This is a genomic window from Pseudonocardia charpentierae, from assembly GCF_031845345.1.
In the GTDB taxonomy this organism is placed as follows: Bacteria; Actinomycetota; Actinomycetes; order Mycobacteriales; family Pseudonocardiaceae; genus Pseudonocardia; species Pseudonocardia charpentierae.
This window is the reverse complement of sequence record NZ_JAVREJ010000002.1, coordinates 344,528-365,387: the sequence shown is the minus strand read 5'-3', so window position 1 is coordinate 365,387 and position 20,860 is coordinate 344,528. Positions and strand designations below refer to the sequence as shown.

The following is a 20,860-nucleotide window of genomic DNA, read 5'->3' as shown; positions in this document are numbered from 1 at the left end:
CGGCCACGACGCGCCGGATCACGATCAGTCGGGCAGTGCCAGGAGGATCTCCACCTCGCCGATCGTCGTGTCGGGGTCGTCGTGCAGCACGCCGACGGCTCCGGCCTCGCGCGCCCCGCGGATGTTCGCCTGCAGGTCGTCGACCACCACGCACTCCGCCGCGGTGAGGCCGAGCAGGGCTGCGGTCCGCCGGTAGACCTCCGGGTCCGGTTTCATGGCGCCGACGGTGCCGCCGAGCACCAGCACGTCGAACAAGGCCTCGATCTCACGGGACACCGACCCCGCCGACGACACGAGCGCCGTCGGCCGGCCCGCGGCCCGGGCCCGGCGGGGCAGGTCGCGCATCTCGGCACCGTCGGTCAACACCCCGGCGTAGTCCATGATCAGCCCGCGCAGCGCCATGGCCGCCACCGTAGTGCCGCCTCCACGCCGCCCGCCTCACTCGTCGGCCTCCGCGGCGGCGAGCACCGCGAGCAGCCAGGCGCGCACCGCCGCCTCCAGTTCGGGCACCGGTTCCGGCAGCCACGCCTCCCGGCCGGCCGCGCCCGACAGGCGGGCCGCTCCGGCCGCGGTGCGGCGCACGCGCACGACGCGCCGGTCGCCCGTGTCGCGCTCGCGCCGGATCTCCCCCGCGGCCTCCAACCGGTCCAGCACCGGAGTGATGGTCGCGGGGCTGAGGCCGATGCGCGCCGCCAGCTCGCGGTGCGACGGCGAGTCGCCCGCATCGAGAGCGGTGAGGACGGCGACGGCGGTGGGAGTCACGCCGTGCCGTGCGGCGAGCCTGCGCCGGCGGCGGGCGACCGCGGCTCCGACCCGCGGGAGCAGCATCTCGAGCGGCACGGTTTCGGCGGCGGGATCACCGTCCACGTGCCGACCGTACGGGAGCAGTCGATTCGCAGGCAGATCGTTCGGCGACGAAGTGTCGGAAACGGCCTCGAACGCCGCGCCCGTTGCGCACGCTGCAGCGGTGACATCAGCAACGGCCACGAGCCTTCTGCCGGACGTCGCCGCGACAGTTCGCGTGCACCGCCCGAGCCTGCGCCTCCTGCGGTACGAGCCGGAGTCCGGCGAGCAGAGCGGATCACCGCCACCGGCACGACCGCACGCACCGGCGGTGGCCGTCACCGTCGACGCGACCGACACCGCGGTCGTGCGCCGGCGCGCCGAGCAGGTGCTGCGCCTCACCTTCGAGGTCCTCGACGGCAGACGGCCCGTCGCGCAGCTCTCCGGGCACCTCGAGCCCCGGGCCCTGCGGTACGTGCGAGCCGCCGTCGCGCAGCGCCGCGCCGCTCAACAACCGGCGCGCATGACCTCGTTGCACCTCGACCAGCCGTGCGCAGGCGTCGCCGAGGTCGCCGCCGTCTACCGGCGCGGGTCCCGGGCCCGGGCGCTGGCCGCCCGCTTCGAGCGGGTTCCGACGGCCGAGCCCGACGACCCGCGCCGATGGCGGTGCGTGACGCTGCGGCTTCTCTGACCGGTGGCGATCAGGGGCGCGCGGCCGTCGGCATCCCGTGGCAGTGCTTGTACTTGCGGCCCGAACCGCACGGGCACGGCCGGTTCCGCGCCGGCTCGCCGGCGGCACCGGCCTCGGCCGACGCCCCAGCACTGCCGGACCGGCTGCGGCTGGTGCCCCCGTCTTCGGCCGGCCCGCTGTACTGCAGCTCCGACACCTTCCGCGGACCACCACCCAGCACCGTGGGCAGCGCGCTCGTGGCCGCCGTGGCATCGCTCTCGGGTGCCGCGTGCCGGCCGCGTGCACTGTTGCCGGACCGCGCGGGGACCCGGGTGGTCCGCTCGGCCTCCGGAGTCACCGGGGAGGCTGCGGCAGCCGGAGCTGCTGCCGGGGCAGCCGCCGTGGCGACGGCCCGCGTCGGCGATGTCCGCTCCACTGGGCTCACCGCCTCGCCGCCGGCCTCCGGCTCGGGCGCCGCGGGCGGCGCCGCCGCCTGGACCCGCACGTTGAACAGGTGCCCGACCGTCTCCTCCTTGATGCCCTCGAGCATCGCGGCGAACATGTCGAAGCCCTCACGCTGGTACTCGATCAGCGGGTCGCGCTGGGCCATCGCCCGCAGCCCGATGCCCTCCTTGAGGTAGTCCATCTCGTAGAGGTGCTCACGCCACTTGCGGTCCATGACCTGCAGCAGCACCTGGCGCTCCAGCTCGCGCATGCCACCCTGCGCGCCGATCACGGCGTCGATCTCGGCCTCGCGCGCCGCGTAGGCCCTGCGGGCGTCGGCGATCACGGCCTCGGCGAGCTTCTCGCGGCTGAGATCGTCGACGTCGCCGTCGGCGAGCTTCTCGCGGTCCACGCCGACCGGGTAGAGGGTGCCCAGCGCCGTCCACAGCTTCTCGAGGTCCCAGTCCTCGGCGTAGCCCTCGGCGGTGGCGCCGTCGACGTAGGCGGTGACCACGTCGCCGATCATGTGCTCGATCTGCTCCTTGATGTCCTCGCCGTCGAGCACCCGGCGCCGCTCGTCGTAGATGACGGTGCGCTGCTTGTTGAGCACCTCGTCGTACTTGAGGACGTTCTTGCGGATCTCGAAGTTCTGCTGCTCGACCTGGGTCTGCGCGCTGCGGATGGCCTTGGTGACCATGCCGGCCTCGATCGGCACGTCGTCCGGCAGGTTGAACCGGTTCATGATCGATTCGACGAGCTGGCCGTTGAACCGGCGCATGAGCTCGTCGCCGAGCGAGAGGTAGAACCGCGACTCGCCGGGGTCGCCCTGGCGGCCGGAGCGGCCACGGAGCTGGTTGTCGATGCGGCGCGACTCGTGGCGCTCCGTGCCGAGCACGTACAGCCCACCGGCGGCGCGCACCTCCTCGGCCTCGGCCGCGACCTGCGCCTTCATCTGCTCGACGATGCCGTCCCAGGCCGCTTCGTACTCCTCGCGCCGCTCCACCGGGTCGAGGCCGCGGCTGCGCAGCTCCACGTCGGCGAGGAACTCGGGGTTGCCGCCGAGCACGATGTCCGTACCGCGCCCGGCCATGTTCGTGGCCACCGTGACCGCGCCCGCGTGCCCGGCCTGGGCGATGATCGCGGCCTCGCGAGCGTGCTGCTTCGCGTTGAGCACCTCGTGCGGCACCTGGAGCTGGACGAGGAGCTTCGCCAGGTACTCGGACTTCTCGACGCTCGTGGTGCCCACGAGGACCGGCTGACCCTTGGCGTACTTCTCCGCGATGTCGGCCGCGACCGCGTCGAACTTCGCCTCTTCGGTCTTGTAGATGAGGTCGGCCTGGTCCGCACGGACCATCGGCCTGTTCGTCGGGATCGGCACCACGTGCATCTTGTAGATCTGGTACAGCTCCGCCGCCTCGGTCTGGGCGGTACCGGTCATGCCCGACAGCTTCGAGTAGAGCCGGAAGTAGTTCTGCAGCGTGATGGTGGCCAGCGTCTGGTTCTCCGCCTGGACCTCCACGCCCTCCTTGGCCTCGATCGCCTGGTGCAGGCCCTCGTTGTAGCGCCGGCCGGCGAGAACGCGCCCGGTGAACTCGTCGACGATGAGCACCTGGCCGTTCGTGACGATGTAGTCCTTGTCGCGCTTGAACAGCTCCTTGACCTTCAGCGCGTTGTTCAGGTACCCGACGAGCGGCGTGTTCGCGGCCTCGTAGAGGTTGTCGATCCCGAGCTGGTCCTCGACCAGCGCGACACCTTCCTCCGTGACGCCCACGGTGCGCTTGCGCTCGTCGACCTCGTAGTGGACGTCACGCTTGAGCATCGGCGCCATCCGCGCGAACTCCTGGTACCAGCGCGCGCTCTGCTCGGCGGGCCCGGAGATGATCAATGGCGTGCGGGCCTCGTCGATCAGGATCGAGTCGGCCTCGTCGACGATGGCGAAGTTGTGGCCGCGCTGCACGAGATCGGCCTTCTGCCACGCCATGTTGTCGCGCAGGTAGTCGAAGCCGAACTCGTTGTTCGTGCCGTAGGTGATGTCGGCGGCGTACTGCTCCCGCCGCACCGCCGGCGTCATCTCGGAAAGGATCACGCCGACCGAGACGCCCAGGAACCGGTGGATGCGGCCCATGTTCTCCGCGTCGCGTTTGGCCAGATAGTCGTTCACCGTGACCAGGTGCACGCCGTCGCCCGAGATCGCGTTGAGATATGCGGGCAGGACGGAGGTGAGCGTCTTTCCCTCACCGGTCTTCATCTCCGCGATGTTGCCCAGATGCAGCGCCGCGCCGCCCATCAACTGCACCGGGAAGTGGCGCTGGCCGATCGTGCGCACCGCCGCCTCGCGGACGACGGCGAACGCCTCGGGCAGCAGCTCGTCCAGGCTCTCGCCCTCGGCGTACCGGGTACGGAACTCGTCGGTCTTCGCCCGCAGCTCCGCGTCGGTCAGTGCCTGGGTTTCCGACTCGAGCGTGTCGATGTGCGCGGCGATCCTGCCGAGCCGCTTCACCAACTTCGTCTCGCCGGCGCGAAGCAGGCGGCTGAACAGCGGCACGGTCGGCCTCATCTCCCGGTCGGGTCAGGACGCACTTGCGCGAGGCGCCGTGCGTCGGCGCCCGCCCATCCAGGGTAGCGAAACCGCAACGGGGCCCCGCCACAACGCCGACAGGGCCCCGCTCCGCCCGGGACACCCCAGGTGGAGCAGAGCCCTGCTCGGGTCAGTGCGTCGGGTCAGTGCGCCAGGCTGATCACGCCGTAGTCGTAGCCTTTACGCCGGTAGACGACCGACGGCGCCCCGGTCTCGCTGTCGGAGAACAGATAGAAGTCGTGTCCGACGAGCTCCATCCGCGACAGCGCGTCGTCGACGCTCATCGGATGCCCGGTGTGCACCTTGCGCCGGACGATCTGGCCGGGCCGGTGCTCGTCGAGCTCCATGTCGTCCGGGGAGGCGTCGTCGGCCAGGGAGTCGGCCACCGGTTCGGCGAGGCCGTCGACGGAGCCGTTCGCCAGGTGCGGTGGGGGGTCGAGGTCGACGTCCGACGCCGCGCGCTGACCGGGTACGTCCGCGTCGACCGTGTCGAGGTCCGGAAGCGCCTCGAGGAGCATCGTCTGGCCGCCTCCGCCGCGCCCGACCAGCACGGTCGTACGGCGGGCGGTGATGCGGCGCCGGTCGTGGGAGCGACGCAGCCGGGCCTCGAGTTTCGAGATCGCGGCATCCAGCGCCGAGTAGAAGTCCTGCGCACAGGCCTCGGCCCGGGCTACGGGGCCGCAGCCGCGGCCGGTGATCTCCACGCGCTGGCAGTTCTTCAGCTGGCGGCGGTTGCGTTCATGGAAGAGCTCGACCTCCAGCCCGACGATCTTGTGGTCGTACCGCTCCAACCGCTCGACCTTCTCGCCGACGTGCACCCGGAAGTGATCCGGGACCTCGACGTTCCGGCCGGTGATGACAATCTCCACTCGGACTCCTCGCTCTCTCACGGGGCATCGGAGGACGGACGCGGCGGCGGCTCGATTTCGGAGCAACCGTCGGAGGTCCCTCCTGACAGGCCCGATCGCGTTCCTGACGGAGCATGCCGACCGTATCGCTCATCACAGTCCGGCAACAGATCTGAGGTTCGAGTGACCCTGATCGGTGCAAGTGCGACAGTCCGTAGTTTTTTCGCGGCCCAATCGGGTATTTCTTCATGCTTTCCGGGTGGTCGCATCGGCGAGCACGACCGCCGCCGTAACGACAAGATCGGCACGCGCGAGGGCGGCGCGGCAGGCCCGCAGCGTCGCTCCGGTGGTCACGACGTCGTCGACAAGGATCACCGCCGCGCCCGCCGGAGGCAACGCCCGGGCGTCGACCCGGAGCCGCCCCGCGAGGTTCGCCGCGCGTGCCGCGGCGTCCAGTCCGACCGAGTCGCGCGCCCGCCTGCCCAGCCGCAGTGCGGGTGCGACGTGCAGCCGGGGATCGCCGCGGGCCAGGTGCCGGCACAGCCGGAGCACGTGGTCACCCCCGCGCGCTCGCGCCGCCGCCGGGCGCGACGGGGCAGGGACCAGCCACATCTCCCCGGACCCCATCGGGGACGCCGCGGCCTGCCCGAGCGGCCCGGCGAGCAGCGCGGACAAGGGGCCCGCGAGGTCGCGCCGCCCCCGCTCCTTGTACGCGAGGACCGCGGTACGCAACGGCCCGCGGTACCGGCCCGCCGCCACCACCGGCGGCCCGCCGGGCAGCACCGGCCACAGCGGCGGCCCGAGCTGCGCAGCGCATCCTGCGCACCAACCGGGCCCCGGCGCGGCGCAGCCGCCACAGGAACCCGGCAGGAGCAGGTCGAGCAACGCGGCCAGGAGGCCGCGTGTGGACAGGGGTGCAGCGGCGGGCGGCGAGGTCATGACGCGAGCGTGCCGGACCGTGGCGACAGAACCGGCCCGCAGACGTCCGGACCGGCCGAGTTGTCCACAGGCGGCACGCCGCGGCCGGCCGGAGCGGCTGTCAGCCGGGGTAGAGGGGCACCGCGTCCGGTACGCCACCCACGACCTGGCGCCACGTCTCCAGCTCGCCGCCGGCGAAGCTCCAGACTCCCGACTGGTCGGTCACCAGCACGGGACGGTTCGGCGCCGCGGCGACGGCGCGCAGCGGGGGCGTGAGGTTGCTGCCGGGCAGAAGTTCCCACGAGAGGCCGTCGACGGACACCTGTGACACCGGGCCGTCGGCGCGGCGGCTCACCGCCACGACCGTCTCGGCCGCCCGCCAGTCGACGGCGACCACGTCGCCGATGTCCGCCGGGCGCAGCGCCCGGACGTTGCGGATCGTGACGTCGCCGTCCGGGCTGCGGGCGAGCGCGGCCGCGTAGAGCCCACCGCGCACCACCGCGGCCACCCGCAGGCCGTCGCGGGACAGCCGCAGGTCCTGGACGGGGCCCAGCCTGGTCAGCTCGGTGGCGTCGACCGCGGCCAGGCGGGGGTTGCCGTCGGCGTCGGGCACCACCCGGGCCACGGTCGAGGAGTCCACGACCGTCCAGGCCTCCGAGCCGGTCGGTGTCCACGACGGACGCGCCATCGTGGCCCCGCCGAGCCCCGTCGGCACGGCGGGCCCCTCCGTGCCGCCGATCAGCAGCCTCCGGCGTGCACCCTCGGCGGCGACCACCGCGATGCGCCGCCCGTCCGGGCTCGCCGCCGCCGACTGCACGGCCAGCTCGCCGTTGCCGACCTGACCGGGTAGCGCGGTGTCGAGCTGGGCGCCGTTGAGCTGGTGCACCCGGCCGTTGTAGACGACCAGGGCGGGCGCCGTCGCCGGTACCGGCTCGGCGATCAGCGACACCACGTCGTCGCGGGTCAGGTCGGGGCGGCTCGGGAGCAGCGGCGCACCGTCGGCGAGCAGCCGGACCCGGCCGACGCTGACCTCCGCGAGCGAGAGCACCACCTGCGCGGCGAGCAGTCTGCGGCCGCCCTCGTCGAGGTCGCCCACCTGCGTCAGGTCGACGATCAACGAACCCTCGGGGCTCGTGGCGACGTTCGACCGCAGCTGCGCGTTCGTGACGAGCATGCTCGACGCCGCGCCCTGCAGTGCCGCCGACGGCCCGGCGAACAGCAGCTCCATCGCCCGCGCCGCCTGTGCCCGCGCCGGTGTGCTCGGCAGGTAGCGCAGGTCCGGCACGGCGACCCGGCGCACGGGATCCACGAACCAGGTCTTGACCGTGCGGTAGTTGACGCGGAAGTCGGACATCCGCACCAGGACCCCGCCGGGCAGCCGGGCGATCCGCCACTGGCCGTCGCGACGGACGACGTTCACGTCGATCTGCACCGGCGCCTGTGACGCCTCGAACCAGCCGCCGGGGGTGAGCTTGCCCAGCGCGGTGCCGCGGATCCGCACGGTGCGCATGTCCGCCTCGGGGTCCACCGAGGTGGGGTAGACGGTGTCGAACTCCTCGGAGAGAACGGTGACGCCGGTGCCGTCGTCCCAGTCGGCCGCCTCCGGGGCGAGGAAGCGTCGGGCGGCTCCGTGCCGGTCCGGGCTGCTGCCGGAGGCGTAGACGAAGCCACGGACCAGATCGAGGGCGTTGCTGCCCTCGGCGGGGCCGGGCGGCAGCACCGGTGCGTCGCCGTCGCCGACGCGCCGCAGCACCTGCACGGGCGAGCTCTCGGGCACGCTCGCGCAGCCCGCGAGCCCGGCGAGGACGAGCAGCAGCACCAGCAGCAGTGGACGGCGAGCGCTCCGCGGCGTGGGCGAGGTGTCGCTCATCGGTCGTCCTGGGTCTGCATCGCGGCGGCCGCGCGGACGGCCGCGAGGCCGTGCACGGGGGTGGGGACCGAACCGGCCGCGGCGTCGGAGGTCGACGACGCCGGGGCGGGCTCGGGAGCAGACCCCTCGCTCGCGGCCCGGTCGTCCGGCACCAGGGGAAGTGGGCTGGTCGTGAGCGGCTCACCGACGGCCCGCGGAAGCGTCAGCCTGAAGGCGGAGCCACGGCCGGGTTCGCCCCAGGCCTGCAGCCAGCCCCCGTGCAGGCGGGCGTCCTCGATGCTGATCGACAGGCCCAGCCCGCTCCCGCCGCTGCGTCGGGCCCGTGACTCCTCGGCCCGCCAGAACCGGTTGAAGACGAGGGCGGCCTCCCCCGGCCGCAGCCCCACGCCGTGGTCGCGCACCACCACGGCGACCGCGTGCTCGTCGCCCGCCAGCGTGATGTCGACCGGGCGTCCCTCGCCGTGGTCGACCGCGTTCGCGACGAGGTTGCGCAGGATCCGCTCGACCCGCCGCGGGTCGACCTCGGCGTACACCCCGACGGGCAGCTGCAGCCGCAGCGGCGTCCCGCTCTCCTCGGCGAACCCGCGCACGGCCTCGACCGCCCGGTTGACGACGCCGTGCATGTCGACCCGGTCCGCCGTCAGGTCCGCGACCCCCGCGTCGAGCCTGCTGATCTCGAGCAGGTCGGCGAGCAGCGCCTCGAACCGGTCGAGCTCGGTCACCAACAGCTCGGAGCTGCGGCGCAGCGCGGGCAGCAGCTGGTCCTTCGAGGCGTGCAGCACGTCCGCGGCCATCCGCACGGTGGTCAGCGGGGTGCGCAGCTCGTGGCTGACGTCCGAGGTGAACCGCCGCTGCAGGGCCCCGAACTCCTCGAGCTGGCGGATCTGGGCCTGGATGCTCCCGGCCATCTCGTTGTACGACTCGGCCAGCCGAGCCACCTCGTCGTTGCCGTGCACCGGCATGCGTTCGTCGAGGTGGCCGTCGGCGAACCGCTCGGCGATCTCGGCGGCCTGCCGCACCGGCCGGACCACCTGGCGGGTCACGAGGCTCGCGATCCCGGCGAGCAGCAGGAGCAGCACGAGGCCGCCGACGATCAGCGTGCTCTGCACCAGCGAGAGCGTGCGCTGCTCGGCGTCGAGCGGGAACAGCAGGTAGAACTCCAGGTCGCGGCCCGCGGTGCGCACCGGCTGACCGATGATCAGAGTGGGGATCTCGACGCCCTGGGCGGAGATCGTGACGTAGCGGCGGGCCAGCGACCCTCCGGCGACGTGCCCGCGCAGGTCCGCCGGGACGTCCGCGACGGTGCCCGCGGACACCTCGTCCGCCCCGGACCCGTCGACCCCGCGGCCCGGCTCGCGGGGGCCGGTGGTGAGAACGGCTCGGAACTCCCCCGCCGACGGCGACCCCGCGTCGTCGGACAGCGAGGCGTTCGTCAGGCGGTCGAGGGCCTTGTTCAGCTCGCCCTGCGCGCCTTCGCCGTCCGGATCGACGCCCGCCAGCTCGCGCTCGAGCACGGCGGCACCCGCCTCGGCCTGGCCGAGCGCATCGACCTCCTTGCCCTGCAGGATCCGGCCCGCGATCTGCGTCTGCAGGACCAGGCCCAGCACGAGGACCACGGCGGCCGAGAGCGCCAGCGTGCTGACGACCACCCGGACCTGCAGCGAACGGCGCCAGATGGCGTCGACCAGCACCCCGACCTCGACGGCCACGGCACGGATCTGCGCGACCGTCCGCTTCATGCGGCGGGTGATCGGCATCCGTTCCAGCCGTGTCCACAGCCGGTCGTCAGGCCTCGTCACGGCCCGGATCCGGCGGGGAGCGCCCCACGCGTCACGGAGGGCCGGCCTTGTACCCCACGCCGCGGACGGTCAGGACCACCTCGGGGTGCTCCGGGTCGCGCTCGACCTTCGACCGCAGCCGCTGGACGTGCACGTTGACCAGGCGGGTGTCGGCGGCGTGGCGGTAGCCCCACACCTGCTCCAGCAGCACCTCACGGGTGAACACCTGGCGGGGCTTGCGGGCCAGCGCCACGAGCAGGTCGAACTCCAGGGGCGTGAGCGCGATCGGCTCGCCGTCGCGGACGACCTGGTGCGCAGGCACGTCGATCGTGACGTCGCCGATCGACAGCTGCTCCGCAGGCTCGGCGTCCGTCCGCCGCACCCGGGCCCGGATGCGCGCGATCAGCTCCTTGGGCTTGAACGGCTTGACGACGTAGTCGTCGGCGCCCGACTCCAGGCCGAGCACGATGTCGACGGTGTCGGTCTTCGCCGTGAGCATGACGATGGGGACGCCCGACTCGCTGCGGATCGCGCGACAGACGTCGATGCCGTTCATGCCGGGGAGCATGAGGTCGAGCAGGACGACGTCCGGCCGCAGGTCGCGGACGGCGGGCAACGCCCGCGTGCCGTCGCCGACGACGGCGGTGTCGAATCCCTCACCCCGCAGCACGATGGTCAGCATCTCGGCCAGTGCCGGGTCGTCGTCGACCACCAGTACGCGCGACTTCATGCACGCAATATCCCACCTCCCCCCGACGGCCTGTGAAACGCCCTGGTCGGGCTAGTGCAGAAGGGCGTCGGAGAGGGCCTCGACGTCGACTCCCGCGGCTCCGTCGAGCACCGTCCACGGCGCGAGCCAGCCTGCCTCCGCGAGCTCCCGGTAGACCGCACCGGTGCGGTCCTGCAGGCCTGCGTCGGACTCGTAGCGGTCGCGCTCGCGGCCCTGCTCGGTGCGTTCGCGGTGCGCGGCACGTTCGGCCGCAACGGCACGGGGCACGTCGAGCAGCAGGTGCCGGTCGGGAACGGGCAGGTCGAACCGGCCGATCTCGAGGTCACGGACCCAGGCGACGAACTCCCCGCAGGCGTTCTGGTGCAGCCGCGCGGCGCCGTACGCGGCGTTCGAGGCGACGTAGCGGTCGACGACGACGAGGTCGTGGTCGGCCAGCGCCGCCCGGAGCCCGCCCGCCGCGGCCCGGCGGTCCAGCGCGAACAGCACCGCCATCGCGTGCACCGAGTCGGCGAGGTCGCCGAGCCGTCCGAGCAGGGCGTCGCGGGCCAGCTCCGCGTGCACGTCGGCGTCGTACCGCGGAAAGGCGAGTGTGGCCGTGCCGGCACCGCGCGCGGCCAGGGCGCCGAGCAGCCGGTCGGTGAGCGTGCGCTTGCCCGCCCCGTCGAGGCCCTCGATCACGACCAGTCGTCCCACGGACGCGGATACTGTCAGCCCCGGCGCCGCCGGTGGCCGCCGGCGTTCACCACCCGTAGACCGCGCCCGCGAACGGGCCGGTATTGGTCAGCCGCCCGCTGTACGGGCCGACCCGGCACACCGCTCCCGAGTGGTCGAACACCACCTGCAGCCCGTGCTCGGGCTCCCAGGACACCTCGCCCTCGAAGCTGACGTAGCACGGCGACGGCTCGTCCGGGGCCCCGAACCCGGGCGAGACCCTCGGCGACCGCGTCAGCTCGACGTGCTCCCAGATGTCGTCGCCGTCCGCCAGCGGGTCCATGCCCAGGTTGTCCTCGCCGCAGGCCTCGGCCAGGTCGCGGTAGTACGCCCACAGGTGTGGCGTGACCGTGTCGAGCAGGTCGACCCCGCCGGCCCGGACGGCCGCGAGCGCCTCGGCGAACAGCACCCGCTCCGGCTCCGTGGGGTGGTCCGGCTCGGTTTCGGCACGCTCGAGCAACCCCGCCACCTGCTCGGTGACGGCGCGCAGGCGGTCGGTCGGCACCGGCGCATCCTGGCACGGGCAGATCAACCGATCTCCCGCACCTTCTCCCACGTCGCCGCGAAACCCGGGTGCAGCGGCAGGTCGTACATCCGCTCGACGCTCACCCAGTCGACCGCCAGCGACTCGGCCGTGAGCAGCGGCGCCGCGAACGCCTCCTCGGCGAGGCCGACGACCGTCGTGTAGCTCCAGCCGCCGTGGTCGTCGACGTAGCAGCCGGCGACGGCGTAGCTGCCGGGCCTGATGCCGGCCTCCTCCGCAGCCTCGCGGGCGGCGGCGACCTCGGCCGTCTCGTCGCTGTTACGGGCCCCGCCGAGGACCCCCCAGGTGCCGCCGTGATGGCTCCACAGCGCCCGGTGCTGCAGCAGGATCCGCTCGCCGTGCCGCAGCAGCAGCCCGGCGGCGCCGTAGAGCCCCCAGTGCTTGTGCCCCTGGGCGCAGCGCGTCCAACCGTCGCCGTCGCCCCGGGAGATCACGGCACCAACCCTACGTCGGCGACGACCCGGCACGTCTCCGCAGAGTCGCCGGCGTCCCCGCAGGGCCGATCGACCCTGCGGGGACGGTGCGTCCTCTGCGAGGACGCGTCCGGGAACTCAGTACCGGTAGTGCTCCGGCTTGAACGGGCCCTCGACGTCCACGCCGATGTACTCGGCCTGGTCCTTGGTCAGCTTCGTCAGCTCGCCGCCCAGCGCCAGCACGTGGATCTTGGCGACCTTCTCGTCGAGCACCTTGGGCAGGCGGTAGACGTCCTTGTTGTACTCCTCGTGCTTCGTGAACAGCTCGACCTGGGCGATCACCTGGTTGCTGAAGCTGTTGCTCATCACGAACGACGGGTGCCCCGTGGCGTTGCCCAGGTTCATGAGCCGGCCCTCGGACAGCACGATGATCGAGTGCCCGTCCGGGAAGACCCACTCGTCGACCTGCGGCTTGATGTTGATCCGGTGGATGCCCGGGTAGCGGCCCAGCCCGGCCATGTCGATCTCGTTGTCGAAGTGGCCGACGTTGGCCAGGATCGCCTGGTGCTTCATCCGGGCCATGTCCGCGGCGGTGACGATGTCCTTGTTGCCGGTGGTGGTGACCAGGATGTCGGCCCGCTCCACGACGTCGTCCAGCCGCGCGACCTGGTAGCCCTGGAGCAGCGCCTGCAGCGCGCAGATCGGGTCGGCCTCGGTGACGATCACGCGGGCGCCCTGCCCGGCGAGCGCGGCGGCGCTGCCCTTGCCCACGTCGCCGAACCCGCACACCACGGCGACCTTGCCGCCGATGAGGACGTCCGTGGCCCGGTTCAGGCCGTCGATCAGCGAGTGCCGGATGCCGTAGACGTTGTCGAACTTGCTCTTGGTGACCGAGTCGTTGACGTTGATGGCCGGGAACAGCAGCAGGCCCTGCTCGGCCAGCTGGTAGAGCCGGTGGACGCCGGTGGTGGTCTCCTCGGTGACGCCGCGGATGTCGCTCGCGACGGTGGTCCACCGCTGCGGGTCCTCGGCGAGGGCGCGCCGGAGGGTGTCGAGGATGACCCGGTACTCCTCGGAGACCGACAGGTCGTCGTCGTCGACCGTGGGCACCACGCCGGTCTTCTCGTACTCGACGCCCTTGTGCACGAGCAGGGTGGCGTCGCCGCCGTCGTCCAGGATCATGTTCGGGCCGACGATCTCGCCCGACGCGTCGCGGAACTTGAACAGCTGCTCGGTGGCCCACCAGTACTCGGCCAGGGTCTCGCCCTTCCAGGCGAAGACGGGCACGCCCTGGGGCTCCTCGGCGGTGCCGTGCGGCCCGACGACGACGGCCGCGGCCGCGTGGTCCTGGGTGGAGAAGATGTTGCACGAGACCCAGCGCACGTCGGCGCCGAGGCTCACGAGCGTCTCGATCAGCACGGCAGTCTGCACGGTCATGTGCAGTGAGCCGGCGACGCGCGCGCCGTGCAGCGGACGGGCTTCGGCGTACTCGCGGCGCAGCTCCATCAGGCCGGGCATCTCGTGCTCGGCGAGCCGGATCTCCTTGCGGCCGAACTCGGCGAGTGCCAGGTCGGCGACGGCGAAGTCGATCCCGTTGCGCTCCTGGAAACGGCGGCCTGCCGTGTCCGGTGCGGCGATGTCGGAAGACGTGGTCATGGGGTGAAGGCCTCCTCGGCGGGCCCGCTGCGGGCCCGGACGGACGTACCCGACAGCGGCGCCCTGCGGGCGGCACGGCCGGTGGGGACTGCGGTGGGCACGGCGCCGCGGGACGGCTCATCTGCGTGCGCGGAACGATGCGACACGGCGGCCTCCTCGAAAGTTCTCGGGAGGCGCCCTTCGTGCCGGTGTCACCGCGGGCCGAGCGTGGCGGTCGTCAAGACCGCTGCAGCGCCTCTCGGCCCGGGCAGGTCGTACCCCTCCAGGATCGCGAGCGGTCCCGGCGATGTCAAACCCGCCGGTGGGCGCCGGCTCAACCCAGCAGGTGGTCCTCCAGCAGGGACCGGGCGGCCTCGACGTGCCCGGCGGCCGAGAGCATCCCGGCGGGGGCGACCGCGAAGTCGGCGTCCACCGCGACCCGCACCTTCGCCAGCAGCCCCGCGAGCTCGACGTCCGCCTGCAGCGTCGCGACGACCGCCGCCAGCGCGTGGGCGTCGGGGCGCCGGAACACCCCGCCGCTGAGCACCAGCAGGCCGACGTCGACCAGCGGGTCGTCCGCGGCCTCGTGCGCCGTGACATGGCGGCGCACGGCGAGCACTGCGGCTAGCGCCGCGATCCGCCGGTCCTCGGCCGCACCGCCGGCGTCCCGGGGCACGTAGCGCACCTCGCTGGTCATCCGCTCGACCGTCGGGCCGAGCAGATCCGCCTCGACCGGGTCGACGACCCCCTCGGCCTGGCCTTCCACCAGCACCCCGGCCGCCGCCGCCCGCATCCCGAGATCGCCCTCGACCGTCAGCCGCGACCCGTCGTCGGGGTCCGCGCAGTGGACGTCCGTGGTCGCGCAGCCGACGTCGACGACCAGCGCCCGCACGCCGAGTATCCGCGCGAGCAGCGCCGCTCCGGCGGCCACGGCGTCGGGGGTGCCCACCCGCACCATGCGCCGGAACCGCGGAGCCGCCGACGGGTTCCGGCCGCCCAGGACCTGGTGGGCGTAGAGCTCCGCGACGGCCGCCCTGGCCGGACCGGGCACGAGCTCGCCCGGCCGGGGGGCGATGTTGGGGCAGGCCACCACGGTGCGTCCGGTGGCGGTGAGCAGCGCCACCGCGTCGTCGCGCGCCGCCTCGTTGCCCGCGAGCACGATCGGGAACCGGATGCGGGCCCGGGCCAGTCGGGCGGCGTTGTGCAGCAGCGGGGCGGGGTCGTCGCCGTCCGCACCGCCCGTCAGGAGCACCGCGCCGGGCCTGCTCCCGCGCAGCATCCGCACGTCGGAGGGGTCCATGGGGCCTGCGTGCACGTGCACCACCCGCGAGCCGGCCGAGCGCGCCACCCGGTGCGCCGCCTCTTCCGCGGTCAGTCGCTCGGTGCCGATCGCCGCCAGGCGCAGCCCGCCGCCGGCCGAGGAACAGGCCAGCAGCTCCGGTTCCGCCGCTCCCGGAGCCGCCGCCACGACGGCCCGCACGGCCGCGTCCACGCCCGCCAGGACGTCCGCGGCCGTGGTCGGGTGCTCCGCGAAGCCGGCGAGCGCGCCGTCGGACCTGACGAGGACCGCCTTCGTCCAGGTCGAGCCCACGTCCACACAGACCGCGGCGCTCGCGTCGTCGCGCGTCACGAGTCGGAGCCTAACGGCCCGCGGGTCGCGCGCGCCCTCCGCCGACCCGGCACGGTGGTGGCATCCACCGACCGTCGGTACGGTCGTGTGAAACCGGACACACCGCCGGCACATGTCGAGGGAGTCGCGATGCGCGGGCTCATGCAGGACCGGCCACTGGCCCTGCCACACGTCTTCCACCGAGCCGAGCAGTTGTTCGGGCACAAGCCGATCGTCACGGCGACGGTGACGGGGGAGGTCGCGACGACCGTCGCCGAGTGGGCGGTGCGGGTGCGCAGGCTCGCCACCGCCCTCGACACGCTCGGCGTCCCGGCCGACGGGCGGGTGGCGACGTTCTGCTGGAACACCGCACCGCACCTGGAGCTCTACATGGCCGCGCCGTGCACGGGCCGGGTGCTGCACACGCTCAACATCCGGCTGTTCCCCGAGCAGCTCGTCTACATCGCGAACCACGCCGAGGACGACGTCGTCTTCGTCGACCGCTCACTGCTGCCGGTCTTCCTCCCGCTGCGGTCGCAGATGCGCACCGTGCGGCACGTCGTCGTGATCGACGACGGCGCCGACCACCCGCTGCCCGACGACGCGATCGACTACGACGAGCTGCTCGCCTCGTCCGATCCGTTCGAGGGCCGGTTCGAGGTCGACGACGAGAACCAGGCTGCGGCCATGTGCTACAGCTCCGGGACCACCGGCAACCCGAAAGGCGTGGTCTACAGCCACCGATCCACCCTGCTGCACTCGCTGATCACGCTCACCGTGGACGGGCTGGGCCTGTCGGAGCGCGACGTGGTGATGCCCGTGGTGCCGATGTTCCACGCCAACGCGTGGGGCCTGCCCTACGCCGCGCTGCTGGCCGGCTCCAGCACGGTGTTCCCCGGACCGAACATGACGCCGAAGGGTGTACTGAGCCTGCTGGAGCGGCACCGCGTCACGGTCACGGCGGGCGTCCCGACGATCTGGCTGGGCGCGCTGCCGCTGCTCGGCGGGTACGACCTCTCGGGGTTGACCCGGATCCTCTGCGGCGGGTCGGCCGTGCCCCGGTCGCTCTCCGAGGCCTACCGGACGACGCTGGGCGTGCCGATCCTGCACGCCTGGGGCATGACCGAGACGTCGCCGGTCGCCACGGTCGCGAGCCCGCGCACGCAGGACGACGCGCTCGACGACGACGCACGGGCCGACGCCCGCGTCCGGCAGGGACAGCCGACACCCCTGGTGGAGCTGCGCGTCGTCGAGCCGTCCAGCGGCGAGGTGCTGCCGTGGGACGACAAGTCGAGCGGGGAGATCCAGGCGGCCGGCCCCTGGGTCGCGGCGGCCTACTACCGCGACGAGAGCGGCGCTGGCCCATCCGGTTCGAGTCAGTTCACCGAAGACGGCTGGCTGCGCACCGGCGACGTGGCGACCGTCGACCGCTACGGCTCGGTGCGGATCGTGGACCGCACCAAGGACCTCGTGAAGTCCGGCGGCGAGTGGATCAGCTCGGTCGAGCTGGAGAACGCCCTCATGGCGCACCCGAAGGTGGTGGAGGCGGCCGTCATCGGCGTGCCGCACGAGCGGTGGGTGGAGCGGCCGTTGGCCTGCGTCGTGGTCGAGCCGGGCGAGTCGCTCACCCCGGAGGAGGTGCGCGCGCACCTCGAGCCGCTCGTGCCGCGCTGGTGGCTGCCCGACGCCGTGGAGTTCATCGACGAGGTGCCCAAGACCAGCGTCGGGAAGTTCTCCAAGCGGACCCTGCGCGACAAGTTCGCCGGCTACGAGCTTCCGGAGGTCGACCCCGCAGGGCGGGCGTGACGGTCCGGCACGTGGCGCGACACCGGCGTCACGTGCCGTTCAGGACCGCCCAGACGGTCTTGCCGTCGGCGTGCAGGCTCACGCCCCACGCACCGGCCAGTGCGTCGACCATCTGCAGCCCGCGCCCACGCGCCGCCGACGGGTCGATCGGGGCGAGGCGGGGCAACGGGACGGCCAGGTCGTCGCGCACGGTCACGCACAGCCCGCCCTGGTCCGCCCGGAGTCCGAGAGTGCTCGCGGAGCAGGCGTGGTCGACGGCGTTCGCCACCAGTTCGGTGATCACCATGGCGGCGTCCTCGGTGACGTCGTCGGAGACGCCCCACTCCCCGGCCACCCGCCGCAGGAAGGCGCGGCCGAGCCCGGGTGCCGTGGCGTCGGCCGGCAGGACCAGCTCTCTGAACGCCGTGTCGGGCGGCCGCAGGCGCGGGGTCGACCGGCGCGGCGGCTGTGCATCGGTCCGGCGCGCGGAGTGCGGGATGCCTCGGGGAGCCACCACGGCCGGGATCACCTGCGTGGACAGCGCACGGAACGACGTCCTCAGTGCCGCGACCGCAGGCCCGCCTGCGTGCAGAACGGCGACGACCCCGCGGACGACCGTGCCCGCAGCGCCGCGGAGGCTCTCGGCCGCCTGCGCCACGACCGAGGACAGGTCGCAGGCGAGGGCGACGGCAGAGGCGCCGGGCAGCGGACCCCCGTCGATCGCCACCGTGCCGACCATGCGCATCCGTCCACCTCCGGTGAGCCCCATCCGTGTCGAATGAAGCAGTACCCGGGCCCGATGGGCCGCAACCGGACGACCGTGCGTGATCCGGATGTGTCGACGGGCGGCGGTGGTCAGCGTCCGGACTGCTGGTCGACGTCGGGCCACCAGAAGTCGTCGTCCGCCCCCCAGCGGCGGACGGTCACCACGAGCGACGTGGCGGTCGCCGCGGACGCGGTCAGACCGACGATCTGGGTGACGGTCCGCCAGAACGTGTCGTCGAGCAGGACGCTGGCCATGAACGCCAGGGCACCGAGCAACGCGACCGCCAGCAGCGCGGAGAAGACCACCCGGCGTCGGCACTCGGTCCTCACGTCCGCCTCCCCCGCCACGCGCGGACGGCCGGTTGGCCGTCCTCTGTCGTCGAGAGTGTGCGGAGCGTCCGGGCCCCAGCGCCAGGGACGTGCCTGGAGGTACTAGGACCCTCCCGGCATCGCCGGGACGACGCGTCAGCCCGGGACGGCCGAGCGGTCCAGGTCCGGCTCGAGGTAGATCAGCCGGGCCTCCGGCACGGCGCTGCGCACACGCTGCTCGGCTTCGTCGATCGTGCGCGCGACGTCTTCGATCGTGGTGCACGGCGCCAGCGCGATCTTCGCCGCGACGAGCAGTTCCTCCGGGCCGAGGTACTGGGTGCGGATGTGGATGACCCGCTGCACCGGGTCACCCTCCTCGATCGCCCCGACGATCCGGCGGAGCACCGGCTGTGCCGCGCCCTCGCCGATGAGCAGGCTCTTCATCTCGACGATGAGGATCACGGCGATGACGCCCAGCAGGACGCCGATGGCGATCGTGCCGAGGGCATCGAACACCGGGTTCCCGGTGAGCACGGCGAGCCCGACACCGAGCAGGGCCAGGACCAGCCCGATCAGGGCGCCGAAGTCCTCCAGCAGCACGACCGGGAGCTCCGGGGACTTCGACTGGCGGATGAAGCCCCACCAGCTCAGCTTGCCCTTGAGCGGACGCGACTCCCGGATCGCCGTGCGGAAGGAGTAGCTCTCCAGCCCGATCGCCACCACCAGGATGAGCACTGCGACCAGCGGCGAGGTCAGCGGCTCGTGGCTCTCGAGCTTGTGGATGCCCTCGTAGAGCGCGAACACCGAGCCGAGGCTGAAGAGCAGCAGCGCGACGACGAAGGAGTAGAAGTACCGGTCGCGGCCGTACCCGAAGGGGTGGTCGGACGTCGCCACGCGCTGGGCCCGCTTGCCGCCGAGCAGCAGCAGGCCCTGGTTGCTGGTGTCCGCCACCGAGTGCACCGACTCCGCCAGCATCGACGACGACCCCGTGACCAGATAGCCGACGAACTTCGCCAGCGCGATGCCGGCGTTCGCCAGCAGCGCCGCAATGATCGCTTTCGTTCCGCCGCTCGCCGACACGCTGATCTCCTTCGCCTCCGGGACACCCGCGTCCGCCTCGTGCGTACCGTATCCATTGGCGGGCGCGGGAACCGTACTCAAGGGACAAGTCGGTCCCGGCGGAGGGGAATCAGACGTCGAGGCCGTCGCTGGCGAGGAAAACCTGGCTGTCCGGCTCCTGCAGGACGACGGTGACGTCGCGGTCGGCCGCCGCGAGCCACAGGGCCTGGCCGCGCGCGAGCTTCCGCTGCTCGCCCGCCGTGCCCACCAGCGCGGAACCGCGCGTGCACAGCAGGATCCGCGGGCCGCTGTCCGGCACCGCGACGGCCGCGTCGGCGCCGTCGTCCTCGTGGCGGGAGTCCAGACGGCGGAGCAGGAACTCCGCGGCGTCGGTGTCGTAGCGCACCCAGCCCCCGTCGTCGACGCCGCGCAGCACCGGCGGCGTCCGGGGCGTGAAGTCGAGCACCCGGAGCAGCTCGGCGACGTCGACGTGCTTGGACGTCAGCCCGCCACGCAGCACGTTGTCCGAGTTCGCCATGAGCTCGACGCCGGCGCCGGACAGGTAGGCGTGCAGGTTGCCGGCAGGCAGGTAGAGCGCCTCCCCGGGCGCCAGCACGGCGAGGTTGAGCAGCAGCGCGGCGAGCACGCCCGCGTCGCCGGGGTAGCGCTCGGACAGCTCCAGCGCCATGCGCGCCTCGCGGCCGAACTCGCCGGCCCCCTGCGCGAGCCGCACGCACGCCGTCTGCAGCGCGGGAACGGCCCGGTCCAGCACCGACTGGGGCAGCGTGATCCACGTGGTGAACAGGGCGCGCAGGCCCGCGGCGTCGGGCTGCGCCTCCAGCAGCGCGACGTGCGGGGCCAGCTCGGCGACGTCCAGCGCGTGCAGCAGCGCGAGGGTCTGCGGGATCTCGCGGAAGCCGACCAGCGCATGGAACTCGGTGAGCGCGCAGATCAGCTCGGGCTTGTGGCTCGCGTCGCGGTAGTTGCGGGTGGGAGCGTCGATCGGGATGTGCGCGGCGTTCTCACGGGCGAACCCCTCCGCGGCCTGGGCCGAGCTGGGGTGGGCCTGCAGGCTCAGCGGCTCGTCCGCCGCGAGGACCTTGAGCAGGTAGGGCAGGCCGCCGGACCACTTCGCGGCCCGGTCCGAACCCAGCAGCGTCTCGGGGTCGGCGCGCAGGGCGTCGAGGAGCGAGGTGCGCGCGCCGTCCGCGCCGACCAGGTGGGAGGAGTCGCCCGGGTGCGCGCCCAGCCACATCTCCGCCTCCGGATGCGGCGACGGGCTCGGCGCGCCGCGCAGCTCGGCGATCACGGTGCGCGATCCCCAGGCGTAGGGGCGCACGGGATTGTCCAGCAGCTCCACGATGGTCTTCCCTGTCTTGTGTCGGGGCGGCGCGGGGAGTACGCCGCCGGA

Annotated in this window: 20 protein-coding genes; 2 read left to right on the top strand and 18 right to left on the bottom strand. The window is 73.1% G+C overall.

Annotated features, from left to right (window positions below; translation table 11 throughout):
• Window positions 1–24 precede the first annotated feature (24 nt).
• Together RM445_RS04785 and RM445_RS04780 are read right to left on the bottom strand one after the other, a co-directional pair.
• On the bottom strand, window positions 25–402 hold the full coding sequence (locus RM445_RS04785; RefSeq protein ID WP_311554767.1) for an HAD-IA family hydrolase: 378 nt from the start codon (window positions 400–402) through the stop codon (window positions 25–27).
• Window positions 403–438: 36 nt separating this feature from the next.
• A complete protein-coding gene (locus tag RM445_RS04780; RefSeq protein ID WP_311554765.1) occupies window positions 439–867 on the bottom strand; it encodes a MarR family transcriptional regulator in 429 nt (142 codons plus the stop codon).
• Between the two features lie 100 nt (window positions 868–967).
• Here RM445_RS04780 and RM445_RS04775 point away from each other — a divergent pair, with 100 nt between their 5' ends.
• Window positions 968–1,474, top strand: coding sequence for an Rv3235 family protein (locus tag RM445_RS04775; protein ID WP_311554764.1), 507 nt, complete (start codon window positions 968–970; stop codon window positions 1,472–1,474).
• A 10-nt stretch (window positions 1,475–1,484) separates the two neighbouring features.
• Here the strand turns inward: RM445_RS04775 and secA are convergent, their stop codons facing one another.
• The 12 genes from secA to RM445_RS04715 form a co-directional block, all read right to left on the bottom strand.
• A complete protein-coding gene (gene secA / locus RM445_RS04770) occupies window positions 1,485–4,442 on the bottom strand; it encodes a preprotein translocase subunit SecA (RefSeq protein ID WP_311554763.1) in 2,958 nt (985 codons plus the stop codon).
• A 176-nt stretch (window positions 4,443–4,618) separates the two neighbouring features.
• Window positions 4,619–5,344, bottom strand: a complete 726-nt coding sequence (gene hpf / locus RM445_RS04765) for a ribosome hibernation-promoting factor, HPF/YfiA family (RefSeq protein ID WP_311554762.1) — start codon at window positions 5,342–5,344, stop codon at window positions 4,619–4,621.
• Window positions 5,345–5,569: 225 nt separating this feature from the next.
• A complete protein-coding gene (locus RM445_RS04760; RefSeq protein ID WP_311554761.1) occupies window positions 5,570–6,262 on the bottom strand; it encodes a ComF family protein in 693 nt (230 codons plus the stop codon).
• A 100-nt stretch (window positions 6,263–6,362) separates the two neighbouring features.
• Entirely contained in the window at window positions 6,363–8,111 is a 1,749-nt protein-coding gene (locus RM445_RS04755; RefSeq protein WP_311554760.1) for an LpqB family beta-propeller domain-containing protein, read from the bottom strand.
• Window positions 8,108–9,868 (bottom strand): MtrAB system histidine kinase MtrB, encoded by a 1,761-nt coding sequence (mtrB, locus tag RM445_RS04750; protein WP_397469235.1) that lies wholly within the window; start codon window positions 9,866–9,868, stop codon window positions 8,108–8,110. Before mtrB ends, RM445_RS04755 begins: the two co-directional genes overlap by 4 nt.
• A 73-nt stretch (window positions 9,869–9,941) precedes the next feature.
• A complete protein-coding gene (gene mtrA / locus RM445_RS04745) occupies window positions 9,942–10,619 on the bottom strand; it encodes an MtrAB system response regulator MtrA (protein ID WP_311554759.1) in 678 nt (225 codons plus the stop codon).
• Window positions 10,620–10,670: 51 nt separating this feature from the next.
• Window positions 10,671–11,312 carry a dTMP kinase gene (locus RM445_RS04740; RefSeq protein ID WP_311554758.1) on the bottom strand — a complete coding sequence of 214 codons (642 nt, stop codon included), beginning with the start codon at window positions 11,310–11,312 and terminating at the stop codon, window positions 10,671–10,673.
• A gap of 46 nt (window positions 11,313–11,358) precedes the next feature.
• Window positions 11,359–11,835 carry a DUF6985 domain-containing protein gene (locus RM445_RS04735; RefSeq protein WP_311554757.1) on the bottom strand — a complete coding sequence of 159 codons (477 nt, stop codon included), beginning with the start codon at window positions 11,833–11,835 and terminating at the stop codon, window positions 11,359–11,361.
• A 23-nt stretch (window positions 11,836–11,858) separates the two neighbouring features.
• Window positions 11,859–12,308, bottom strand: coding sequence for an NUDIX domain-containing protein (locus RM445_RS04730; RefSeq protein WP_311554756.1), 450 nt, complete (start codon window positions 12,306–12,308; stop codon window positions 11,859–11,861).
• 117 nt (window positions 12,309–12,425) lie between these two features.
• Window positions 12,426–13,943 (bottom strand): adenosylhomocysteinase, encoded by a 1,518-nt coding sequence (ahcY, locus tag RM445_RS04725; protein WP_311554755.1) that lies wholly within the window; start codon window positions 13,941–13,943, stop codon window positions 12,426–12,428.
• On the bottom strand, window positions 13,940–14,089 hold the full coding sequence (locus tag RM445_RS04720; RefSeq protein WP_311554754.1) for a hypothetical protein: 150 nt from the start codon (window positions 14,087–14,089) through the stop codon (window positions 13,940–13,942). The genes ahcY and RM445_RS04720 overlap by 4 nt, the downstream gene beginning before the upstream one ends.
• Before the next feature lie 167 nt (window positions 14,090–14,256).
• Window positions 14,257–15,552, bottom strand: a complete 1,296-nt coding sequence (locus tag RM445_RS04715; RefSeq protein ID WP_311554753.1) for a glutamate mutase L — start codon at window positions 15,550–15,552, stop codon at window positions 14,257–14,259.
• Window positions 15,553–15,681: 129 nt separating this feature from the next.
• Between RM445_RS04715 and RM445_RS04710 the strand changes: the two genes are divergently transcribed.
• Window positions 15,682–17,337, top strand: a complete 1,656-nt coding sequence (locus RM445_RS04710; RefSeq protein ID WP_311554752.1) for a long-chain fatty acid--CoA ligase — start codon at window positions 15,682–15,684, stop codon at window positions 17,335–17,337.
• A gap of 28 nt (window positions 17,338–17,365) precedes the next feature.
• On the opposite strand, the gene RM445_RS04705 is transcribed toward RM445_RS04710, so the two are convergent.
• From RM445_RS04705 to manA, 4 genes are all read right to left on the bottom strand, one after another.
• A complete protein-coding gene (locus RM445_RS04705) occupies window positions 17,366–18,061 on the bottom strand; it encodes an ATP-binding protein (RefSeq protein WP_311554751.1) in 696 nt (231 codons plus the stop codon).
• 110 nt (window positions 18,062–18,171) lie between these two features.
• A complete protein-coding gene (locus RM445_RS04700) occupies window positions 18,172–18,411 on the bottom strand; it encodes a hypothetical protein (protein WP_311554749.1) in 240 nt (79 codons plus the stop codon).
• Between the two features lie 135 nt (window positions 18,412–18,546).
• Window positions 18,547–19,470 carry a cation diffusion facilitator family transporter gene (locus RM445_RS04695; protein ID WP_311554748.1) on the bottom strand — a complete coding sequence of 308 codons (924 nt, stop codon included), beginning with the start codon at window positions 19,468–19,470 and terminating at the stop codon, window positions 18,547–18,549.
• Window positions 19,471–19,579: 109 nt separating this feature from the next.
• Window positions 19,580–20,809, bottom strand: coding sequence for a mannose-6-phosphate isomerase, class I (gene manA / locus RM445_RS04690; protein WP_311554747.1), 1,230 nt, complete (start codon window positions 20,807–20,809; stop codon window positions 19,580–19,582).
• Window positions 20,810–20,860: the final 51 nt, after the last annotated feature.